A 14386-nucleotide genomic window follows, 5' to 3' on the forward strand; every position below is an offset into this window, starting at 1 on the left:
CGCGCGAGACGCACTTCCGCAATCTGCACAAATGTGCAGTTTCGAGATCATTTTCCGCGCGCGGAGGGCGGCAAAACCAGCCACTACCCGTCCTCCAGGTACAACAAGGCCAAAAAGCCGGTGAGGCCGCCCACACACACAGGCAGCCACGCCGCAGCAATCGGATGCATCAACTCAGCCTTGCTCAAATCTTCCGTAACTTTCGACAGAACGTAGAGCAGAAAGCCTGCGCCCACGCCACTCAAAACCATCTTCTGGACACCGCCCATCCGAAAGAACCTCAGGCTCACGGAAGCGGCCAGCATCACCATCGCAACCAGCAAAAAAGGCTGTGCGATAAGCTTATGATACTGCAAGCGATACCCCGCCGTCGCGAAACCCGAACTCTCGGAGGATTTGATATACGAAGGAAGTTGCCAAAATGACACTGTTTCGGGGGTCGAAAAACTGTTTCTGACCTGCAATGGGGTGAGGGTCGTGGCCAGGTACATGCTGTCCTGCTCAACGACAGGCGAATCGAGGGTGTAACGGCGCACCCCCTTGAACAGCCAGCGGCCGGGCTCAAGCGATGCCTCGCGCGCTTCGATCCGTTCCTTGAACTGGGATTCGGTGTCGAACCGGAACACCGTTAGCCCGGTCAGGCGCACGCCCTGTTGCTCGCTGCGGGCAGCATTGATGATGGATTGGCCCTCGCGATTGACCTGGTTGATCCAGAAGCCGGAAGCGTCCTGGACGCCGCCGCCCGGCGCATCGCCGAACATCTGGGCCTCCATTCGCTTCGATTCCTCGCGCAGATTGGCCGACAGGGGATTGTAGCCCACGGTCGCCAGCACGCCCAGGATGAGGGCGCTGGCCAGTGCAGGGGAAATAAATTGCCAGGCCGAGACGCCGGCGGCGCGGGCGACCACCAGTTCGAGCCGCCGCGACAGCGCGAGATAACAGGTCATGGCGCCGATCAGGATGCAAAACGGCATCATCTTCTCAAGCAACTGCGGCACCCGGTACAGCGACGTCTGCGCCACCATCAGAGCGGAGGCCGAGGCCAGCCCGGAGGTGCGCCTGACCATCTCGATGTAGTCGACCAGCACCAGCAGCATGAAGATACTGGTGAACACGCCCAGGGCTGCCACCAGGAAGCGACCGGCGAAATACCTGCCGATGGTGTTGGTGATCATGCTCATGCGGCGGCTGGCCGTCGAAAGAGGCGCAACAACCGCTCGTTGGATTTGTTGATAGCTTCCACCAGCTTCGCCGGCGGTTCCACCACGATCCCGGCTGAGATGATCCAGAAGCTGGCGCCGATCGCTGTCGCCAGCAGGGCATATTGGAGCGGTGCGGCGAAGTCCGATTTCGCTGCAACGACGGAGCAGGCAAAGCCCGCCATGCGCAGGCCGAACACCGCGGCAATCGCGCTACCCATCGAGAAGTTGCGGCTCTGCCGCGTAGTCCGTGGCGAGCCCAGGAATGCAAAGGTCAAGGCGGCAAAGGCCAGCGGATAGATCGGCGCCATCAAGCGGTCGTGCATCTCGGCGCTGAACTGCCGCGGCACCTGCTTGTAAAGCGGGTCATCCACAGGCGGCACCATCAATTCCCAGAGATACCGTTCACGAATTCCGTAGGTGACGTCCTGGCTGCGATTGGAGAACTTCGACATATCGAAAGCATAGCGGCCGAACGCTACCATGGCGGGGTCGGTCTTGCCTGTCTCGAAACGCTGCAGATTGCCGTCTTCCAGAATCAGGAACGAACCATCCTTGTTCTTCAGCACCGTGCCATGATCCGCGATGATGGTGACGCGTTCTTTGGGATCGCGACGATCGTCAACGAAAATCCCGACCAGTAATCCGCCGGGCTGACGCTCCCGGACGCGGATAGTCAGGTTCTGGTCGAGCTGCGCGAAGCGGCCTGGCTGCAGGATATTCGCCAGCACGTCGGCTGTGATCTCGGCGTCCCAGCGCTTCAGCCGGCGCATCCCATCCGGCGCCAGATATGAACCGATGAAAGCCACGAGCAGCGATACGACCATCGTTGCGAACAGGAAGGGACGAAACAGCCGTCGCGGCGACAGGCCGGCGGCATTCATCACGATGATTTCGGAGTCGGTCGCGAGCTTGGTCAGGGTGTGCGACACCGCGATCATCAGGGCGATCGGAGCAATGATCAGAACGAGAACGGGAATCGCAAGGCTGGTGACGCCGAGGAAGGTCAGAATGGTCTGACCCTGGCTCGTCATCAGGTCGATTCCGCGCAACGCTTGCGTGATCCAGATCACGCCCGTCAGGCTGACCAGAACCACCGCAAATGACGCCAGCGTCGTGCGGAAAATATACCTGTCGATAGACCCCATCGGTCCGATCAATCCCCGTTCCGGCCGTTAAAGCCGCCCGCATACCCAATCCCGCAAGGGGACCCCCGAGGACATGCCACGATCTTCACAAGCCCACTGTCTCACTTAGCATCCCTTTGATTGGTCAACAAAATGGCCGGGGAATGGCTCGCTCAAGATATGGTTAATTATGTGCCCGATGTGTCCCTTGGGCCACTGAAATGCTTCGCAACTCGCGTGGCGGCGAGGAACCGGGCCAGTCGGTAGGGGCCCATTCGTTGGCAAGGCCGTCACCTAAGGCCAGAGTCGACACATTCGGACACAGGCAACGCCCGAATCATGGGCTACGGACGGTCTGGTTTCCCTCCGGAGAGACACAAGAAACTATCGATCCTTGGCGGTTTCGGTCAGAACCTGTCTTGACGGTTCACGCTGCGACGACAACAAAACACTTGAACCCGCCGCACCGACCGGATTCCGCGCCGACCCCTGCGACAGCCCTGATCTCCTGGAGGAATTTGCCATGTCCGACGCCGTCAAAGTCGGCTTCGTCCCGTTTGCCACTGCTGCGCGCGGTGCTCTTGTGGTGTTCTGCGACGAAACGCTGAAATTTGGTCCTGCCGCGACCAAGGCTCTCGGGGACGCCGCGGCAACTGTGAAGCGCGCGGCTACAACCAGCAAGTTCAAGGGGAAGAGTGCATCGACGCTCGACATCCTGGCCCCGGATGGCATCAAGGCGTCGCGTCTCATCGTGATCGGCACCGGCAAGCCGGCCGATCTGAAGGAGACCGATCTGCTGAAATTTGGCGGCGTGCTCGCCGGCAAGGTCGGCGGCAGTAGTGATGCAGTGACCGTGATCGCCGAACTCGCTTCGGGGGCCATGACAGCTGAACAAGCTGCATCGGTTGCCTCGGGCGCGTTGCTGCGCGCCTACAAATTCGATCGCTACAAGACCAAGAAGAAGGATGCCGACGAGGCGTCCGGCAACGTCGCGGTTTCGTTGGCCGTCAGCGACGTCGCCGCGGCCAAGAAGGCCTTTGCGCCGGGCAATCATATCGTCAACGGCGTCGTGCTGGCCCGCGAACTCGTGAATGAGCCGCCGAACGTCCTGTTTCCCGCCGAATTCGCGCGCCGCGCAGGTGAGTTAAAGAAGCTCGGCGTCACGGTCGAAGTGCTCGACGTCAAGGCGATGACCAAGCTTGGCATGGGCGCGCTGCTCGGCGTGTCCCAGGGGTCTGTGCGTCCCGGCCGTATGGTGGTGATGCGCTGGAACGGTGGCAAGAAGGGCGAGCAGCCCGTCGCCTTTGTCGGCAAGGGCGTGACCTTTGATACTGGTGGCATCTCGATCAAGCCGGCCGGCAGCATGGAAGACATGAAGGGCGATATGGGCGGCGCAGCCTGCGTTGTTGGCCTGATGCATGCGCTCGCGGGCCGCAAGGCCAAGGTCAATGTGGTTGGAGCCATCGGCATCGTCGAAAACATGCCGGATGGCAACGCGCAGCGTCCGGGCGACATCGTGACGTCGATGTCCGGTCAGACCATCGAAATCATCAACACCGACGCTGAAGGCCGCCTCGTACTGGCCGATGTGCTCTGGTATGTGGCGAAGAAATTCAAGCCGAAATTCATGGTCGATCTAGCGACGCTGACCGGTGCGATCATGGTCGCGCTCGGTACCGAATATGCCGGCATGTTCTCCAACAATGACGAACTCGCAGAGCGTCTGTCCACCGTCGGACAGGCCACCGGCGAACGTGTCTGGCGGATGCCGCTTGGTCCGGAATACGACAAGCAGATCGACTCGCAATTTGCCGACATGAAGAACACCGGCACGCGCAATGGTGGCTCGATAACCGCGGCGCAGTTCCTGCAGCGCTTCGTCGACGATACGCCGTGGGCGCATCTCGATATCGCCGGGACCGCCATGGGCGCACCGAAGACCGAGATCAATCAGAGTTGGGGCTCGGGCTATGGCGTCCGGCTGCTGGATCGACTGGTTGCCGACTATTACGAGGCGAAGAAGTAGCCTGACACGATGACTGAGGTTCTGTTCTATCACCTGCAGAACATGACGCTGGAGAGCGTGCTGCCGCCGCTGCTTGAGAAGTCGCTCGAGCGCGGCTGGCGTGTCGTCGTGCAAGCCACGTCAGAAGAACGCGCCGATGCGCTCGATGCGCATCTGTGGACCTATCGTGACGATTCATTTCTGCCGCACGCCACTTGGCGTGTGGCAGACGCTGCGGATCAGCCGATCATTCTCGCAATCGAAGAGGGCAATCCCAATCGTGCCCAGGTCCGGTTCCTTGTGGACAGCGCGGCGGTGCCGGCGGATGCCGACGGCTATGAGCGTATGGTGCTGGTATTTAACGGCGATGATGCCGATGCGCTCGCTGCAGCGCGAGCAGCCTGGACTGATTGTAAGGCGAGGGGCTTTACCGCCACTTACTGGCAGACCGATGAACGCGGTCGGTGGCAGCGCAAGAATTAGCTGGCGATTGGCGATCTGCTGCAATTAATGATAATTGTAGATTTCCTCACCGGTATCCACCGCTGTGTCATGGTGGTGCCGCAAATGAATGATGTTACAGGCGCTTATCGCGTGTCTTGGGGTTGCGTAATCGTGCGACATGAAAAGCTTCATCGAAACGGTCTGCTCGTGCTGCTGCTTGCTGCGCCATTGCTTGCTGGCTGCGCTGGCGTGGGTGGTGACGCATTCTCCACGGATCTGCTGTCCAAAGATGCCGACTGGTTCTCCAAACCGGGTCGCGTATTCATCAAGAATGTTTCGATCGAGACGCCGCCGCTGTCGCCTGAGCAGGCCGTCAGTCCGCAGGATCTCATCAGCGCTGACGGTGCGTGCCCGGGCATGGCGCCGCGTGATGCCAACGCGCTTGCCGATGGGTCCGCAGGTGCGCCAGTTCAAACTGGCGTCGTGGCGCTCGGCCATACCGAATGCGACGTGGCGCGTGGTGCAGGCGCCCCCGACAATGTCAGCCTCTCGACCAGCCCGCGCGGCGATCGCGTTGCCGTGCTGACCTATCTGCGCGGTCCGCGTGCGGGCATCTATACGTTTACCGCCGGTCGTCTGACCGTGGTCGAACGCGGTCCGGAAGTTGAGCAGCCGAAGACCGCGCGTCCGAAGGCCAAGAAGCGCGCCGCGACCTGATCCTTTCGTGATGATGTCGAAGTAAGCGACGGCTGCGTTTCAGCCGTTCGCTTCTTCATGCAGAGAACTCGCGCTCAGCCATTGCTCTTCGGCGCGTTGCAATGCGTCCGCCGCAGCGGCCCGCGCTTTGGTGAGTTGCGTGGCCTGCTTCGGATCCTTCTTGAACAGGTCGGGCAATGCGAGCGCGGTATCGATCTTGGCAATGATGGCGGTGATCCGCTCCATCTCGGATTCTGCCTCGGCGACCTGCTGCTTGAGCGGGATCTTCTTTTCTTTAGGCTTCGCCAGTTTTTCGCGGTCCGTGTTTGTGCGGTCGCGTGTCGGCGCGCGCATGCCGCGGGCTTGCATGACGACTTTGCGATAGTCGTCGAGGTCGCCGTCGAAATTGGTGACGGTGCGGTCAGCCACGACCCAGAGCTGGTCTGCGCAGGCCTCGATCAAATAGCGATCATGCGAGACCATGATCACTGCGCCGGGGAATTCGTTGATCGCCTCGGCCAGCGCTGCGCGGCTGTCGATATCGAGATGGTTGGTCGGTTCGTCCAGGATGATCATGTTCGGACCGTAGAAAGTCGCGAGCCCCAGCAGCAGTCGCGCCTTCTCGCCGCCGGACAGGCTTTTTACGATCGTATCCGCGGCCTTGCCGGAAAAGCCGATATTGCCGGCACGGGCGCGGATCTTCGATTCCGGCATGTCCGGCATTAGCTTGCGCACATGATCGTAGACGGAGTTGTCCATCACCAGCTCGTCGAGCTGATGCTGGGCAAAGTAAGCAATCGACAGTTTGTCGGCGCGCGTGATCGATCCTGAAAATGGCTTCAGCCTGTTCGCCAGCAGCTTGACCAGCGTCGACTTGCCGTTGCCGTTGGAGCCGAGCAGGGCAATGCGATCCTCGGTATCGATGCGGAGTGTCACCTGATTGAGTACCGGCTTGCCGGGCTCATAGCCGACCGACACATTGTCCACCGCGAGAATCGGCGGCGACAGGATCTTCTCGGGCGCAGGGAAGACGATCTCGCGCACGTCTTGCGTTACCAGCGCCGAGATTGGCTTCATGCGCTCAAGCATCTTTACGCGCGATTGTGCCTGACGTGCCTTGGAGGCCTTGGCCTTGAAGCGATCGACGAAGTCCTGCAGCCGCTTGCGCTCGGCTTCCTGACGCTTGACGTTCTTGGCGTCGAGCGCCTCCTTGTTGGCGCGGAACTCTTCGTAATTTGAGTAAGTCCCGCGATAATGCACGAGCTTGCCGCGGTCGAGATGCAGGATCTCGTTCACTGACGTATCGAGCAGGTCGCGGTCATGGCTGATGACGATGACCGTGCGCGGATAGTTGGCGAGATGATCCTCGAGCCACAGCGTGCCTTCGAGATCGAGATAGTTGGTCGGTTCGTCCAGCAGCAACAGGTCCGGCGCCGAGAACAACGTGGCCGCAAGCGCGACGCGCATGCGCCAGCCGCCGGAGAATTCGGAACAGGAGCGCAACTGGGCTTCAGCCGAAAAGCCAAGGCCGCTCAGGATCGCCGCGGCGCGAGCGGGCGCGGAATGCGCATCGATATCGACAAGGCGGGTCTGAATGTCGGAAATGCGCTCCGGATCGGAGGCAGTCTCGGCTTCCTTCAGCAGCGCGTCGCGCTCGAGATCGGCTTTCAAGACGACGGAGATCAAGCTTTCGGGGCCGTCCGGCGCCTCCTGGGCGAGGCTGCCAATACGCCAGCGGGGCGGGATCGAGATACTCCCGGTTTCTGTGGCCAGATCGCCGCGAATGGCGTGAAAAAGTGTTGATTTACCGACGCCGTTGCGGCCGACGAAACCCACGCGGGCTCCCGGCGCAATCTGTACCGTGCTCTCGTCAATGAGCAGGCGTCCGGCGATCCGGATCGAAATGTCTGTGATGGAAAGCATGCGGGGTTGTCACCGCTGCGACGCACAAAGGCAACCCCGATTTGGTCGCCAACGGCGCGTAGAAGATCAATTCTGCTGTTAACGGCTGCCGGTGTTTTCATCCTGCTGCCGCATCCGGTCGATCAGCATCTGCAGATGGGAGGGCAGGGCATCGTCCGGGCCGACATCCCGGCGCAGCCGTTCGCCGATGGCATTGCAAATCGCCACGCTGGTGGTGCGGTCGATGTGCTCTTCGCCATTATTGATGAACTGGTTCTGCATTGTCTTTCCGGCGCTCGTGGCAGTTGAATGACACTAAGGCAAGTCGTGCGGGCCGAAATTGTTTCAAGATTTATGGATTTGAGGCTGTTTGAGTCAAAATTCGATGAATCGTCTATGGATCTGCCAAGAAAAAGCCCGGCCGAGGGAACGGCCGGGCGGTATTTTACTGTTAGTGGAGCGTCAGTAGCAGCGATTGACCAGTCGCCAACGCGGTCCCCACGGGGTCGGAACGACCCGGCGGACGAGACATCCGCCGCCGCCATAGCCGTAAACCGGCCCGCCGACGAAGCGTGGTCCGCCCCAGCCGCGATGCCAGCCGCCGCCATGCCAGCCACCGCCGTGCCATCCGCCGTGGCCGCCCCAGGCGGAAGCCGAGGTCGGAGCCAGCGCCGCGGCGCCCAATGAGGCCGCTGCAACCAAAGTCAGTGCGATCTTGCGGAACATTCTCATCTCCTCTGGTACGGCGCGTGTTGCGCCTGCTGTGAACATGGCGCCGGGGGCAAATGCTGTTGGCCGGGGTCATTGCAGGCAGTCTAGGAGGGGAAAGCTGAACCGGATCGCGCCAGCCATGTCAGGAATGGTTCATGTGGATGACATCTCGGTAATTTCGGCACTGGATTGGCCAAAAAGGGGCCTGCGACATTTAGACGGATCGCTTGCCGTTCCCGGATGGCGTCGATATAAGCCGCCATCTTCCAGCGACTGTTATTCAAGGATAAATCATGGCTATCGAGCGTACCTTTTCGATTCTGAAGCCCGACGCGACCGAGCGCAATCTGACCGGTGCGATCAACGCGCTGATCGAAAAGGCCGGCCTGCGGATCGTCGCGCAGAAGCGCATCCGCATGACCCGCGAACAGGCCGGCACTTTCTACGCCGTTCACAAGGAACGCCCTTTCTTCGGCGAACTGGTGGACTTCATGACCTCGGGTCCGGTTGTCGTGCAGGTGCTGGAAGGCGAGAACGCTGTTCTCAAGCATCGTGACGTGATGGGCGCGACTGATCCGTCGAAGGCTGCCGATGGCACCATCCGCAAGCTTCACGCCAAGTCGATCGGCGAGAACTCGGTGCACGGTTCGGACGCTCCGGAAACTGCCGCGATCGAAATCGCGCAGTTCTTCTCGGGCAACGAGATCGTCGGCTAAACTTCCAGCCGAATTGACGACCGGTCGGCGCGCGGGGGCGCGCCGACCTTTCCAATCAAAACGAACAAACAAAGGGGCGCGCTGTGGACTGGTTGCTGCATATTCTCGATCCGGCGACGATCAAGTCGGTTTTCGTTCAGTTTCAGGTCGAAATGCAGCAGCCCGCATTCTGGGTAGCTGTTGGCAAGATCATCTGGATCAACGTTCTGCTGTCCGGCGACAACGCCCTCGTGATCGCATTGGCCTGCCGCGGCCTTGAGCCGAAGCAGCGTATGTGGGGCATGATCCTCGGTGCCGCTGCAGCCGTGATCCTGCGTATCATTTTCACCGGCATCGTCGCCACATTGATGGAACTGCCCTATCTCAAGCTGGTGGGTGGTCTCGCGCTGATCGTGATCGCGGCCAAGCTGCTGGTTCCCGAGCAGGAAGAAGAGGACGGCGTGAAGGCCGCCTCGCATCTGTGGGCCGCCGTGCAGATCGTTGTCGTCGCCGATATCGTCATGAGCCTCGACAACGTCATTGCCGTGGCCGCCGCTGCCAACGGTAGCGTGCCGCTGCTGATCCTGGGTCTCGCCATCAGCGTCCCGCTGATCGTCGCCGGCGCGGCGCTGATCATGGCGCTGCTGACCCGTCTGCCCGTTCTGGTCTGGCTCGGTGCGGCCCTGCTGGGCTGGGTCGCCGGCGAAGTGATCGCGACGGATCCTGCGGTCCTGCCGCTGATGCACAGCTTCTTCAGCGGTTCGGTCGGCACTGGCCTCGACAGCCTGATGTCATCGCTTGGCCTTGGCGTTCGTTTCGCCAATGGGGGTCATGGTGGCGAGATCGTCTGCGGTCTGATTGGTGTCGCTGTGGTGCTCGCTGTCGGAACGCTGTGGCGCCGTCGCAGCATGGCAGGGCACGCCGAGCAGACGGCCTAACTCAATGAAAACGCAGAGCGGGCGAGAGGCATTTGCCTTTCGCTCGCTCTTTTGTTTCTGGAATCTGGTGGTTTCTAGAACTTGAATTCGACGCCCAGCGTTCCCTGATGGGACTGCGAATAGGCGCGGAACTTTCCATCATAATTGAGATAGAGACGCGCGGTGTTGCTCAGGCTCAGCGACGCTGATGCGCCGGCGTCTGCACCGTACTGGCTTTCGCCGATCCCCTGAACGGTGATGCTCTCGGAACCGAGGCTGACCGTGACGTTGCTGAAGCGCTGATGCACGTTGTCGACGAATTTGGCATAGCCCGACAGGTCCAGAATCTTCTGGTCAAAGATCCAGTAACGGCCGACTTCTGCGCCGAGCAGAATACGCGCGCGCTCGGCTGATGCGCCGCTTGCGTTGACAGGATTGAGGCCGCCATGCTCCTGCATCGCGCCGGTTGTCGCGCGGGTGTATTCGAAGGCCGCCTTGGGCACGATCCGTGCCTGTTCGTAACTCCAGTAATAGCTCAGCTCGGTGAGCGCGCCATCGATCCGCGCATTATAGCCGGCGCTCGCGAGCCCCAGGCCCGTGTCGCGGCGCGAGTTGATGTCGCCGAAGCCGTGTACCAATGCGATTGCCCAGGTCCATGCACCTTGGTCGACCGACGCATTGACGCCGATCTGCGTGAGGTCGAGCGTCGCTGATTGCAGCGCCAGCGGAACATCGATCGTGGTGTGGCTCTGGTCAACCGACAGCCCGACATTGACGCCCGGCATCAGCTGCGCGCCGATTCCGGCGACCCCGCCGACAGTCCGGCGCTTGTCGCCGACAAAGTCCCCGATCAAGCTGGTGTGAGCGCCGACACCATAGAACTCGGCCCAGCTACGGAAGCGGGGCGTCTCGGTGGTTTCCGATGCGCCGCCACCGCCGGGATTGGTGCGCGACGCGCGGTTGAAGCCGTAGCTCGCCTGATCGCCGAGGCGCCGCAGGAACTGGCTACCGAGATCGCCAATGGCAATACCTGCGGATTGCCCGGCATTGAAGTCGGTCGATGAGGGCACCGGTGCGGCTGCTGGCGGCGGTGTCGTCGGTGGCGGCGTGGTAGGCGGTGGTGCGACCTGGGCAGATGCGAGCGAAGGCACAACGACAAGCGCGACGGCAAGGCCGAGTACAATGGTCCGACGATGCCGGCTGGCAGCCGGGATCCTGTCCGTTCGAGCGTATCGCGATGGATCGCGCATTATGACTCTTTTCGAAATAGCTGCAGCAGGGCCGCTTGATTGCGGCAGAGCATACGCGATCCCTTCGGCGTTGCCGCTGCGCATTGAGCGCCTCCGGTGGCGATTGACGCGTATTGTTGTGCGATTGCCACAGCGGATTCGTGTCGCTTTTCATCACGTTATGACCATTCGCGCAGGCCGGGCCGGCGATGTTTCAATCCGGCACGTCTGCTCATGGATCCGGTCAGCGGCTTTCGATAGGTACGCTTGAACGCGGTCGGCGTTGCGGCCGATGGTATCAAAACCTCGGCTGCAAAAAGCCAAAGACTTGCGTAGTCAAAAATTTCATGTTGGAATTCTTGCGCAATCGGATTGAGGCCGTTCGACTGTGCGTTTTGTGAGCAGGACATTCAGCAGACACCGGGAAGCCCGCTTGTGGCGTGGTACGCATGATGCGTGGCCGCGTCTTTTTTGTATCTAGATTGGGAGACAGACGATGCAGAAGGGCACCGTCAAATGGTTCAACCCCACCAAGGGGTATGGCTTCATCAAGCCGACTGTCGGCGACAAGGATGTCTTCGTGCACATCTCCGCCGTCGAGCGCGCGGGCCTCAGCACCCTCAATGAAAACCAGACCATCGAATACGAGCTGGTGGAAAATCGCGGCAAGGCGTCTGCCGAGAATCTCAAGATCTCATAACTGAGTCTTGCTGTGCCGGCCCTGACATACGGGCCGGCCGACTGATGTAACTCCGGCGCAAGCCGGGCCTTTTGTAGCTCCGGTGCGGATCGCGCCGAGCGGGCGAGGCTATGGCTGCATCATCGCTTCTTTGGCTTCTTCGCCTTTTTGGCCGTTTTCTTGGTGGGTACAGCCTTCTTGGGGACCTTGTCCTTCTCGGCGTTCTGAGCCTTCATCGCTTGCGCTGCTTCTGCGATCTGAAGTGCTTCAACGGCCTTACGCATCGATCGCGCATAGCTATCGGCGGCATTATCGGCGGACATCTGAAGGCGCTTGGCGGCGGCCATGCCTTGCTCCGCCGCGTCCTTCGCCAGTTGCTTGAAACGGTCCTTGGCGGTCTTGTCCTTGGCCTTGGCGGCCAGGCCCGCATAGCGATCGCGTTGTGCCTTGACGGCTGCCATCAGTGTCTTGTTTTGCTGCTTAGCAGTCTGCCGGATGATCACACCCAGATCGGCGCCCGTCATTCTTCATTTCCTTAAGTGACAGCCAGAATAGTCAATTGTTTCAATTATGCAGTTGCCATGGAGGCATTGCAATCGTCGCAGCTTGTGGCGCTTGCCGGCGTACTGGACGAGATGAGTTCATTGTCCGATGTCGTAAGCACAGATCGGGTTTCTTTACCGTAAAGATACTCGGCAATTGCGCTTGCGTGGCGGAATCATGATACCGCGAGACGTCCCGTCCGGCGCAGCCAGGTCTGGCCTGTCGATATGCGGTGCCAGATTGGCTGGCGTGTGGAGCATCCTGCGATGACGGTGCCGGCGAGATCGCGTTTCCGGATTGGCTTTAGGACGTCGATCATTGCCTTGTTCGTCGGCGTCGTCCTGACGGTCGGTCTTGCGCTGGTTTATCTCAGCTTCAGCCGGGTGAATACGATCATCCGGACGGCGGCTTCATCGTATCTCAGTGTGGTCGCGCAATCGGCGACCGATCGCATCGATGCGCAGCTCAAGAGCGTTCACGACAATCTGGATATCCTGCGCGGTATCACATCGGTCCAGTCCGCGGAGCTCAAGAATAACCCGCGGCTGAACATCCTGCTGGCGTCGATGCTGCGCAACAACAAGCAGCTCTTCAGCCTGTATATGGGGTATGAGGACGGCTCGTTCCTGGAAATGGACCTCATCGACCGAACGGGAGCTGGGGTGAAAGCGCGCTTCGGGGCGCCGGACGGGGCCAGATTTCGCCTGTTCACGATCGTGAAGGCAGGCGATTTTGGGCCGCTTCAGACCACGACCGCCTATCTCGACGATGCGCTGCAGCCTTTGGCAAGTCTGCCCGGACCGGTCGATTTCGATCCTCGCGTTCGGCCGTGGTATCGCGGCGCCTTCGAGCCCAATGCGAGTCTGCTGACCGAGCCCTATATTTTCTATCAGACCGGCGACATTGGCTATACGCTGCGGATGCCAATCGTGGAGGGGCAGCGGGGTGTTGTGGCCGGCGATATCCTGCTCGGTGAAGCCGAGGCCATGCTGCGCAAGCAGCAGCTCGGGCATTCGGGCGTGGCCTACCTGTTTGATGATGCCGACCGGGTGCTGGCGCATCCCGAGATGTCCCGGTGGCTTGAAGCCACGAGCGTGCCGAGCAAACTGTCGGAGCTGCCACGACTGAGCGATGTCGATACGATCGGCGCGACTGCGGCCATCAAGGCGTGGCGCGAGACCGGAGTTGAGCAACAGTTCTTTGATGACAGCACAGCGCGTGCCTATGCGGCCGCATTCAGGCCCGTAGAGATGGCTGGATCGGCCAATCTTCGTGTTGGCTTCTTCGCGCCACTCGATGAGTTCTATGCCGAGATCGAGCAAGAAAAGCGCACGCTCTTCATTCTCGCATTTTGTTTCGTGCTCGCGGCCATACCGATTGCATTCTGGATCGGCAACAAGCTGTCGCTCTCCCTGCGGATTTTGGCGCGCGAGGTCGACCGCATCCAGAACTTCCGGTTCTCGTCGATGCCGCAACTGCGTTCGCCGATCCGCGAAATCGACGATCTCGGCCGATCGGTCTTCACCATGCGCACACTGGTGCAGACATTCTCGAATTTCGTCCCTAAGCGTCTGGTTCAGCAACTGGTCGAAACCGGCACGGCCATGCAATTGGGCGGCGAGCGCCGCGAAGCGACAATCCTGTTCACGGATGTCGAGAATTTTACAGGCATGACCGAGAACGAGGATCCGACGCGGGTGATGCTCTACACGTCGCGCTATTTCGCTGCGATTTCGGACGTCATTGCTACGCATCAGGGCACGGTCGATAAATATATAGGCGATGCGGTTATGGGGTTGTGGAACGCACCCATCGAGCACACCGACCATGTCGCGCAGGCTTGCGCCGCCGTGCTCGATTGCGTCGAAGCCAATCGCAAGCTCAACGAGGAATTCGAGCGAGAGGGCTGGCCGGTCTATAAGACCCGGTTTGGCCTGCATGTGGGTGATGTCATGATCGGCAATATCGGGTCGCCCGACCGCATGAACTACACGGCGCTCGGCGCGACCGTAAATCTTGCGTCGCGGCTCGAGACGCTGAACAAGGACTACGGAACCAGCGTCCTGGTCAGCGAAGCCGTCAAGGAGCGGGTGGACTCATTGTTTCTTTTCCGCAGCGTCGCCCGGATCAAGCCGAAAGGCTTTGCCGCCGAAGTGCAGATCTATGAGTTGCTCGGCGCGCGAGACCAGCATTCCGTCGTTGCGTCTGATCGCCACGCCAATTTCCCTGTTTGATCGAT

Annotated in this window: 15 protein-coding genes; 7 read left to right on the top strand and 8 right to left on the bottom strand. The window is 60.6% G+C overall.

The genetic code is table 11. The features are described 5' to 3' along the window. Positions 1-83: 83 nt before the first annotated feature. Together lptG and lptF are read right to left on the bottom strand one after the other, a co-directional pair. Positions 84-1181, bottom strand: a complete 1098-nt coding sequence (lptG, locus tag AB8A33_RS11190; RefSeq protein WP_439092790.1) for an LPS export ABC transporter permease LptG — start codon at positions 1179-1181, stop codon at positions 84-86. Continuing rightward, on the bottom strand, positions 1178-2347 hold the full coding sequence (gene lptF, locus AB8A33_RS11195; RefSeq protein ID WP_439092791.1) for an LPS export ABC transporter permease LptF: 1170 nt from the start codon (positions 2345-2347) through the stop codon (positions 1178-1180). The genes lptG and lptF overlap by 4 nt, the downstream gene beginning before the upstream one ends. A gap of 502 nt (positions 2348-2849) precedes the next feature. Between lptF and AB8A33_RS11200 the strand changes: the two genes are divergently transcribed. The 3 genes from AB8A33_RS11200 to AB8A33_RS11210 all read left to right on the top strand — a co-directional run bounded on the left by AB8A33_RS11200 (position 2850) and on the right by AB8A33_RS11210 (position 5492). After that, positions 2850-4352 (top strand): leucyl aminopeptidase, encoded by a 1503-nt coding sequence (locus tag AB8A33_RS11200; protein ID WP_439092793.1) that lies wholly within the window; start codon positions 2850-2852, stop codon positions 4350-4352. A gap of 9 nt (positions 4353-4361) precedes the next feature. Then, positions 4362-4814 (top strand): DNA polymerase III subunit chi, encoded by a 453-nt coding sequence (locus tag AB8A33_RS11205; RefSeq protein ID WP_439092794.1) that lies wholly within the window; start codon positions 4362-4364, stop codon positions 4812-4814. 84 nt (positions 4815-4898) lie between these two features. Beyond that, a complete protein-coding gene (locus tag AB8A33_RS11210; RefSeq protein ID WP_439092795.1) occupies positions 4899-5492 on the top strand; it encodes a hypothetical protein in 594 nt (197 codons plus the stop codon). 39 nt (positions 5493-5531) lie between these two features. Here AB8A33_RS11210 and AB8A33_RS11215 read toward each other — a convergent pair whose 3' ends face one another. The 3 genes from AB8A33_RS11215 to AB8A33_RS11225 all read right to left on the bottom strand — a co-directional run bounded on the left by AB8A33_RS11215 (position 5532) and on the right by AB8A33_RS11225 (position 8099). Continuing rightward, a complete protein-coding gene (locus tag AB8A33_RS11215) occupies positions 5532-7394 on the bottom strand; it encodes an ABC-F family ATP-binding cassette domain-containing protein (RefSeq protein WP_439092796.1) in 1863 nt (620 codons plus the stop codon). Between the two features lie 78 nt (positions 7395-7472). Further along, positions 7473-7655, bottom strand: coding sequence for a hypothetical protein (locus AB8A33_RS11220; protein ID WP_439084976.1), 183 nt, complete (start codon positions 7653-7655; stop codon positions 7473-7475). 180 nt (positions 7656-7835) lie between these two features. Continuing rightward, positions 7836-8099, bottom strand: a complete 264-nt coding sequence (locus AB8A33_RS11225) for a sulfur globule protein precursor (protein ID WP_068731077.1) — start codon at positions 8097-8099, stop codon at positions 7836-7838. 278 nt (positions 8100-8377) lie between these two features. Here AB8A33_RS11225 and ndk point away from each other — a divergent pair, with 278 nt between their 5' ends. Further along, positions 8378-8800 carry a nucleoside-diphosphate kinase gene (gene ndk, locus AB8A33_RS11230; RefSeq protein WP_068731078.1) on the top strand — a complete coding sequence of 141 codons (423 nt, stop codon included), beginning with the start codon at positions 8378-8380 and terminating at the stop codon, positions 8798-8800. Between the two features lie 83 nt (positions 8801-8883). Next, the gene (locus AB8A33_RS11235; protein ID WP_439092797.1) at positions 8884-9717 is read left to right on the top strand and encodes a TerC family protein; all 834 of its coding nucleotides are present in this window, start codon (positions 8884-8886) and stop codon (positions 9715-9717) included. A gap of 74 nt (positions 9718-9791) precedes the next feature. Here AB8A33_RS11235 and AB8A33_RS11240 read toward each other — a convergent pair whose 3' ends face one another. Next, positions 9792-10946: an autotransporter outer membrane beta-barrel domain-containing protein gene (locus AB8A33_RS11240; RefSeq protein WP_439092798.1), complete on the bottom strand. Its 1155-nt coding sequence runs from the start codon at positions 10944-10946 to the stop codon at positions 9792-9794. A gap of 158 nt (positions 10947-11104) precedes the next feature. Next, positions 11105-11335: a hypothetical protein gene (locus AB8A33_RS11245; protein ID WP_439092799.1), complete on the bottom strand. Its 231-nt coding sequence runs from the start codon at positions 11333-11335 to the stop codon at positions 11105-11107. Between the two features lie 86 nt (positions 11336-11421). Between AB8A33_RS11245 and AB8A33_RS11250 the strand changes: the two genes are divergently transcribed. After that, positions 11422-11625, top strand: coding sequence for a cold-shock protein (locus AB8A33_RS11250; RefSeq protein WP_315842460.1), 204 nt, complete (start codon positions 11422-11424; stop codon positions 11623-11625). Positions 11626-11744: 119 nt separating this feature from the next. On the opposite strand, the gene AB8A33_RS11255 is transcribed toward AB8A33_RS11250, so the two are convergent. After that, positions 11745-12128: a hypothetical protein gene (locus AB8A33_RS11255; RefSeq protein ID WP_439092800.1), complete on the bottom strand. Its 384-nt coding sequence runs from the start codon at positions 12126-12128 to the stop codon at positions 11745-11747. A gap of 285 nt (positions 12129-12413) precedes the next feature. Here AB8A33_RS11255 and AB8A33_RS11260 point away from each other — a divergent pair, with 285 nt between their 5' ends. After that, positions 12414-14381, top strand: a complete 1968-nt coding sequence (locus AB8A33_RS11260; RefSeq protein WP_439092801.1) for an adenylate/guanylate cyclase domain-containing protein — start codon at positions 12414-12416, stop codon at positions 14379-14381. Positions 14382-14386: the final 5 nt, after the last annotated feature.

It is taken from the genome of Tardiphaga sp. 813_E8_N1_3 (assembly GCF_051811025.1).
Taxonomy (GTDB): Bacteria; Pseudomonadota; Alphaproteobacteria; order Rhizobiales; family Xanthobacteraceae; genus Tardiphaga.

Coding starts and splice junctions, on each gene's coding strand:
- AB8A33_RS11255 (WP_439092800.1), bottom strand. CDS start 12,128: ATGACGGGCGCCGATCTGGGTGTGATCATCCGGCAGACTGCTAAGCAG.
- AB8A33_RS11220 (WP_439084976.1), bottom strand. CDS start 7,655: ATGCAGAACCAGTTCATCAATAATGGCGAAGAGCACATCGACCGCACC.
- AB8A33_RS11200 (WP_439092793.1), top strand. CDS start 2,850: ATGTCCGACGCCGTCAAAGTCGGCTTCGTCCCGTTTGCCACTGCTGCG.
- lptG (WP_439092790.1), bottom strand. CDS start 1,181: ATGAGCATGATCACCAACACCATCGGCAGGTATTTCGCCGGTCGCTTC.
- AB8A33_RS11210 (WP_439092795.1), top strand. CDS start 4,899: ATGAATGATGTTACAGGCGCTTATCGCGTGTCTTGGGGTTGCGTAATC.
- AB8A33_RS11250 (WP_315842460.1), top strand. CDS start 11,422: ATGCAGAAGGGCACCGTCAAATGGTTCAACCCCACCAAGGGGTATGGC.
- AB8A33_RS11240 (WP_439092798.1), bottom strand. CDS start 10,946: ATGCGCGATCCATCGCGATACGCTCGAACGGACAGGATCCCGGCTGCC.
- ndk (WP_068731078.1), top strand. CDS start 8,378: ATGGCTATCGAGCGTACCTTTTCGATTCTGAAGCCCGACGCGACCGAG.
- AB8A33_RS11215 (WP_439092796.1), bottom strand. CDS start 7,394: ATGCTTTCCATCACAGACATTTCGATCCGGATCGCCGGACGCCTGCTC.
- lptF (WP_439092791.1), bottom strand. CDS start 2,347: ATGGGGTCTATCGACAGGTATATTTTCCGCACGACGCTGGCGTCATTT.
- AB8A33_RS11245 (WP_439092799.1), bottom strand. CDS start 11,335: ATGTCCTGCTCACAAAACGCACAGTCGAACGGCCTCAATCCGATTGCG.
- AB8A33_RS11225 (WP_068731077.1), bottom strand. CDS start 8,099: ATGTTCCGCAAGATCGCACTGACTTTGGTTGCAGCGGCCTCATTGGGC.
- AB8A33_RS11205 (WP_439092794.1), top strand. CDS start 4,362: ATGACTGAGGTTCTGTTCTATCACCTGCAGAACATGACGCTGGAGAGC.
- AB8A33_RS11260 (WP_439092801.1), top strand. CDS start 12,414: ATGACGGTGCCGGCGAGATCGCGTTTCCGGATTGGCTTTAGGACGTCG.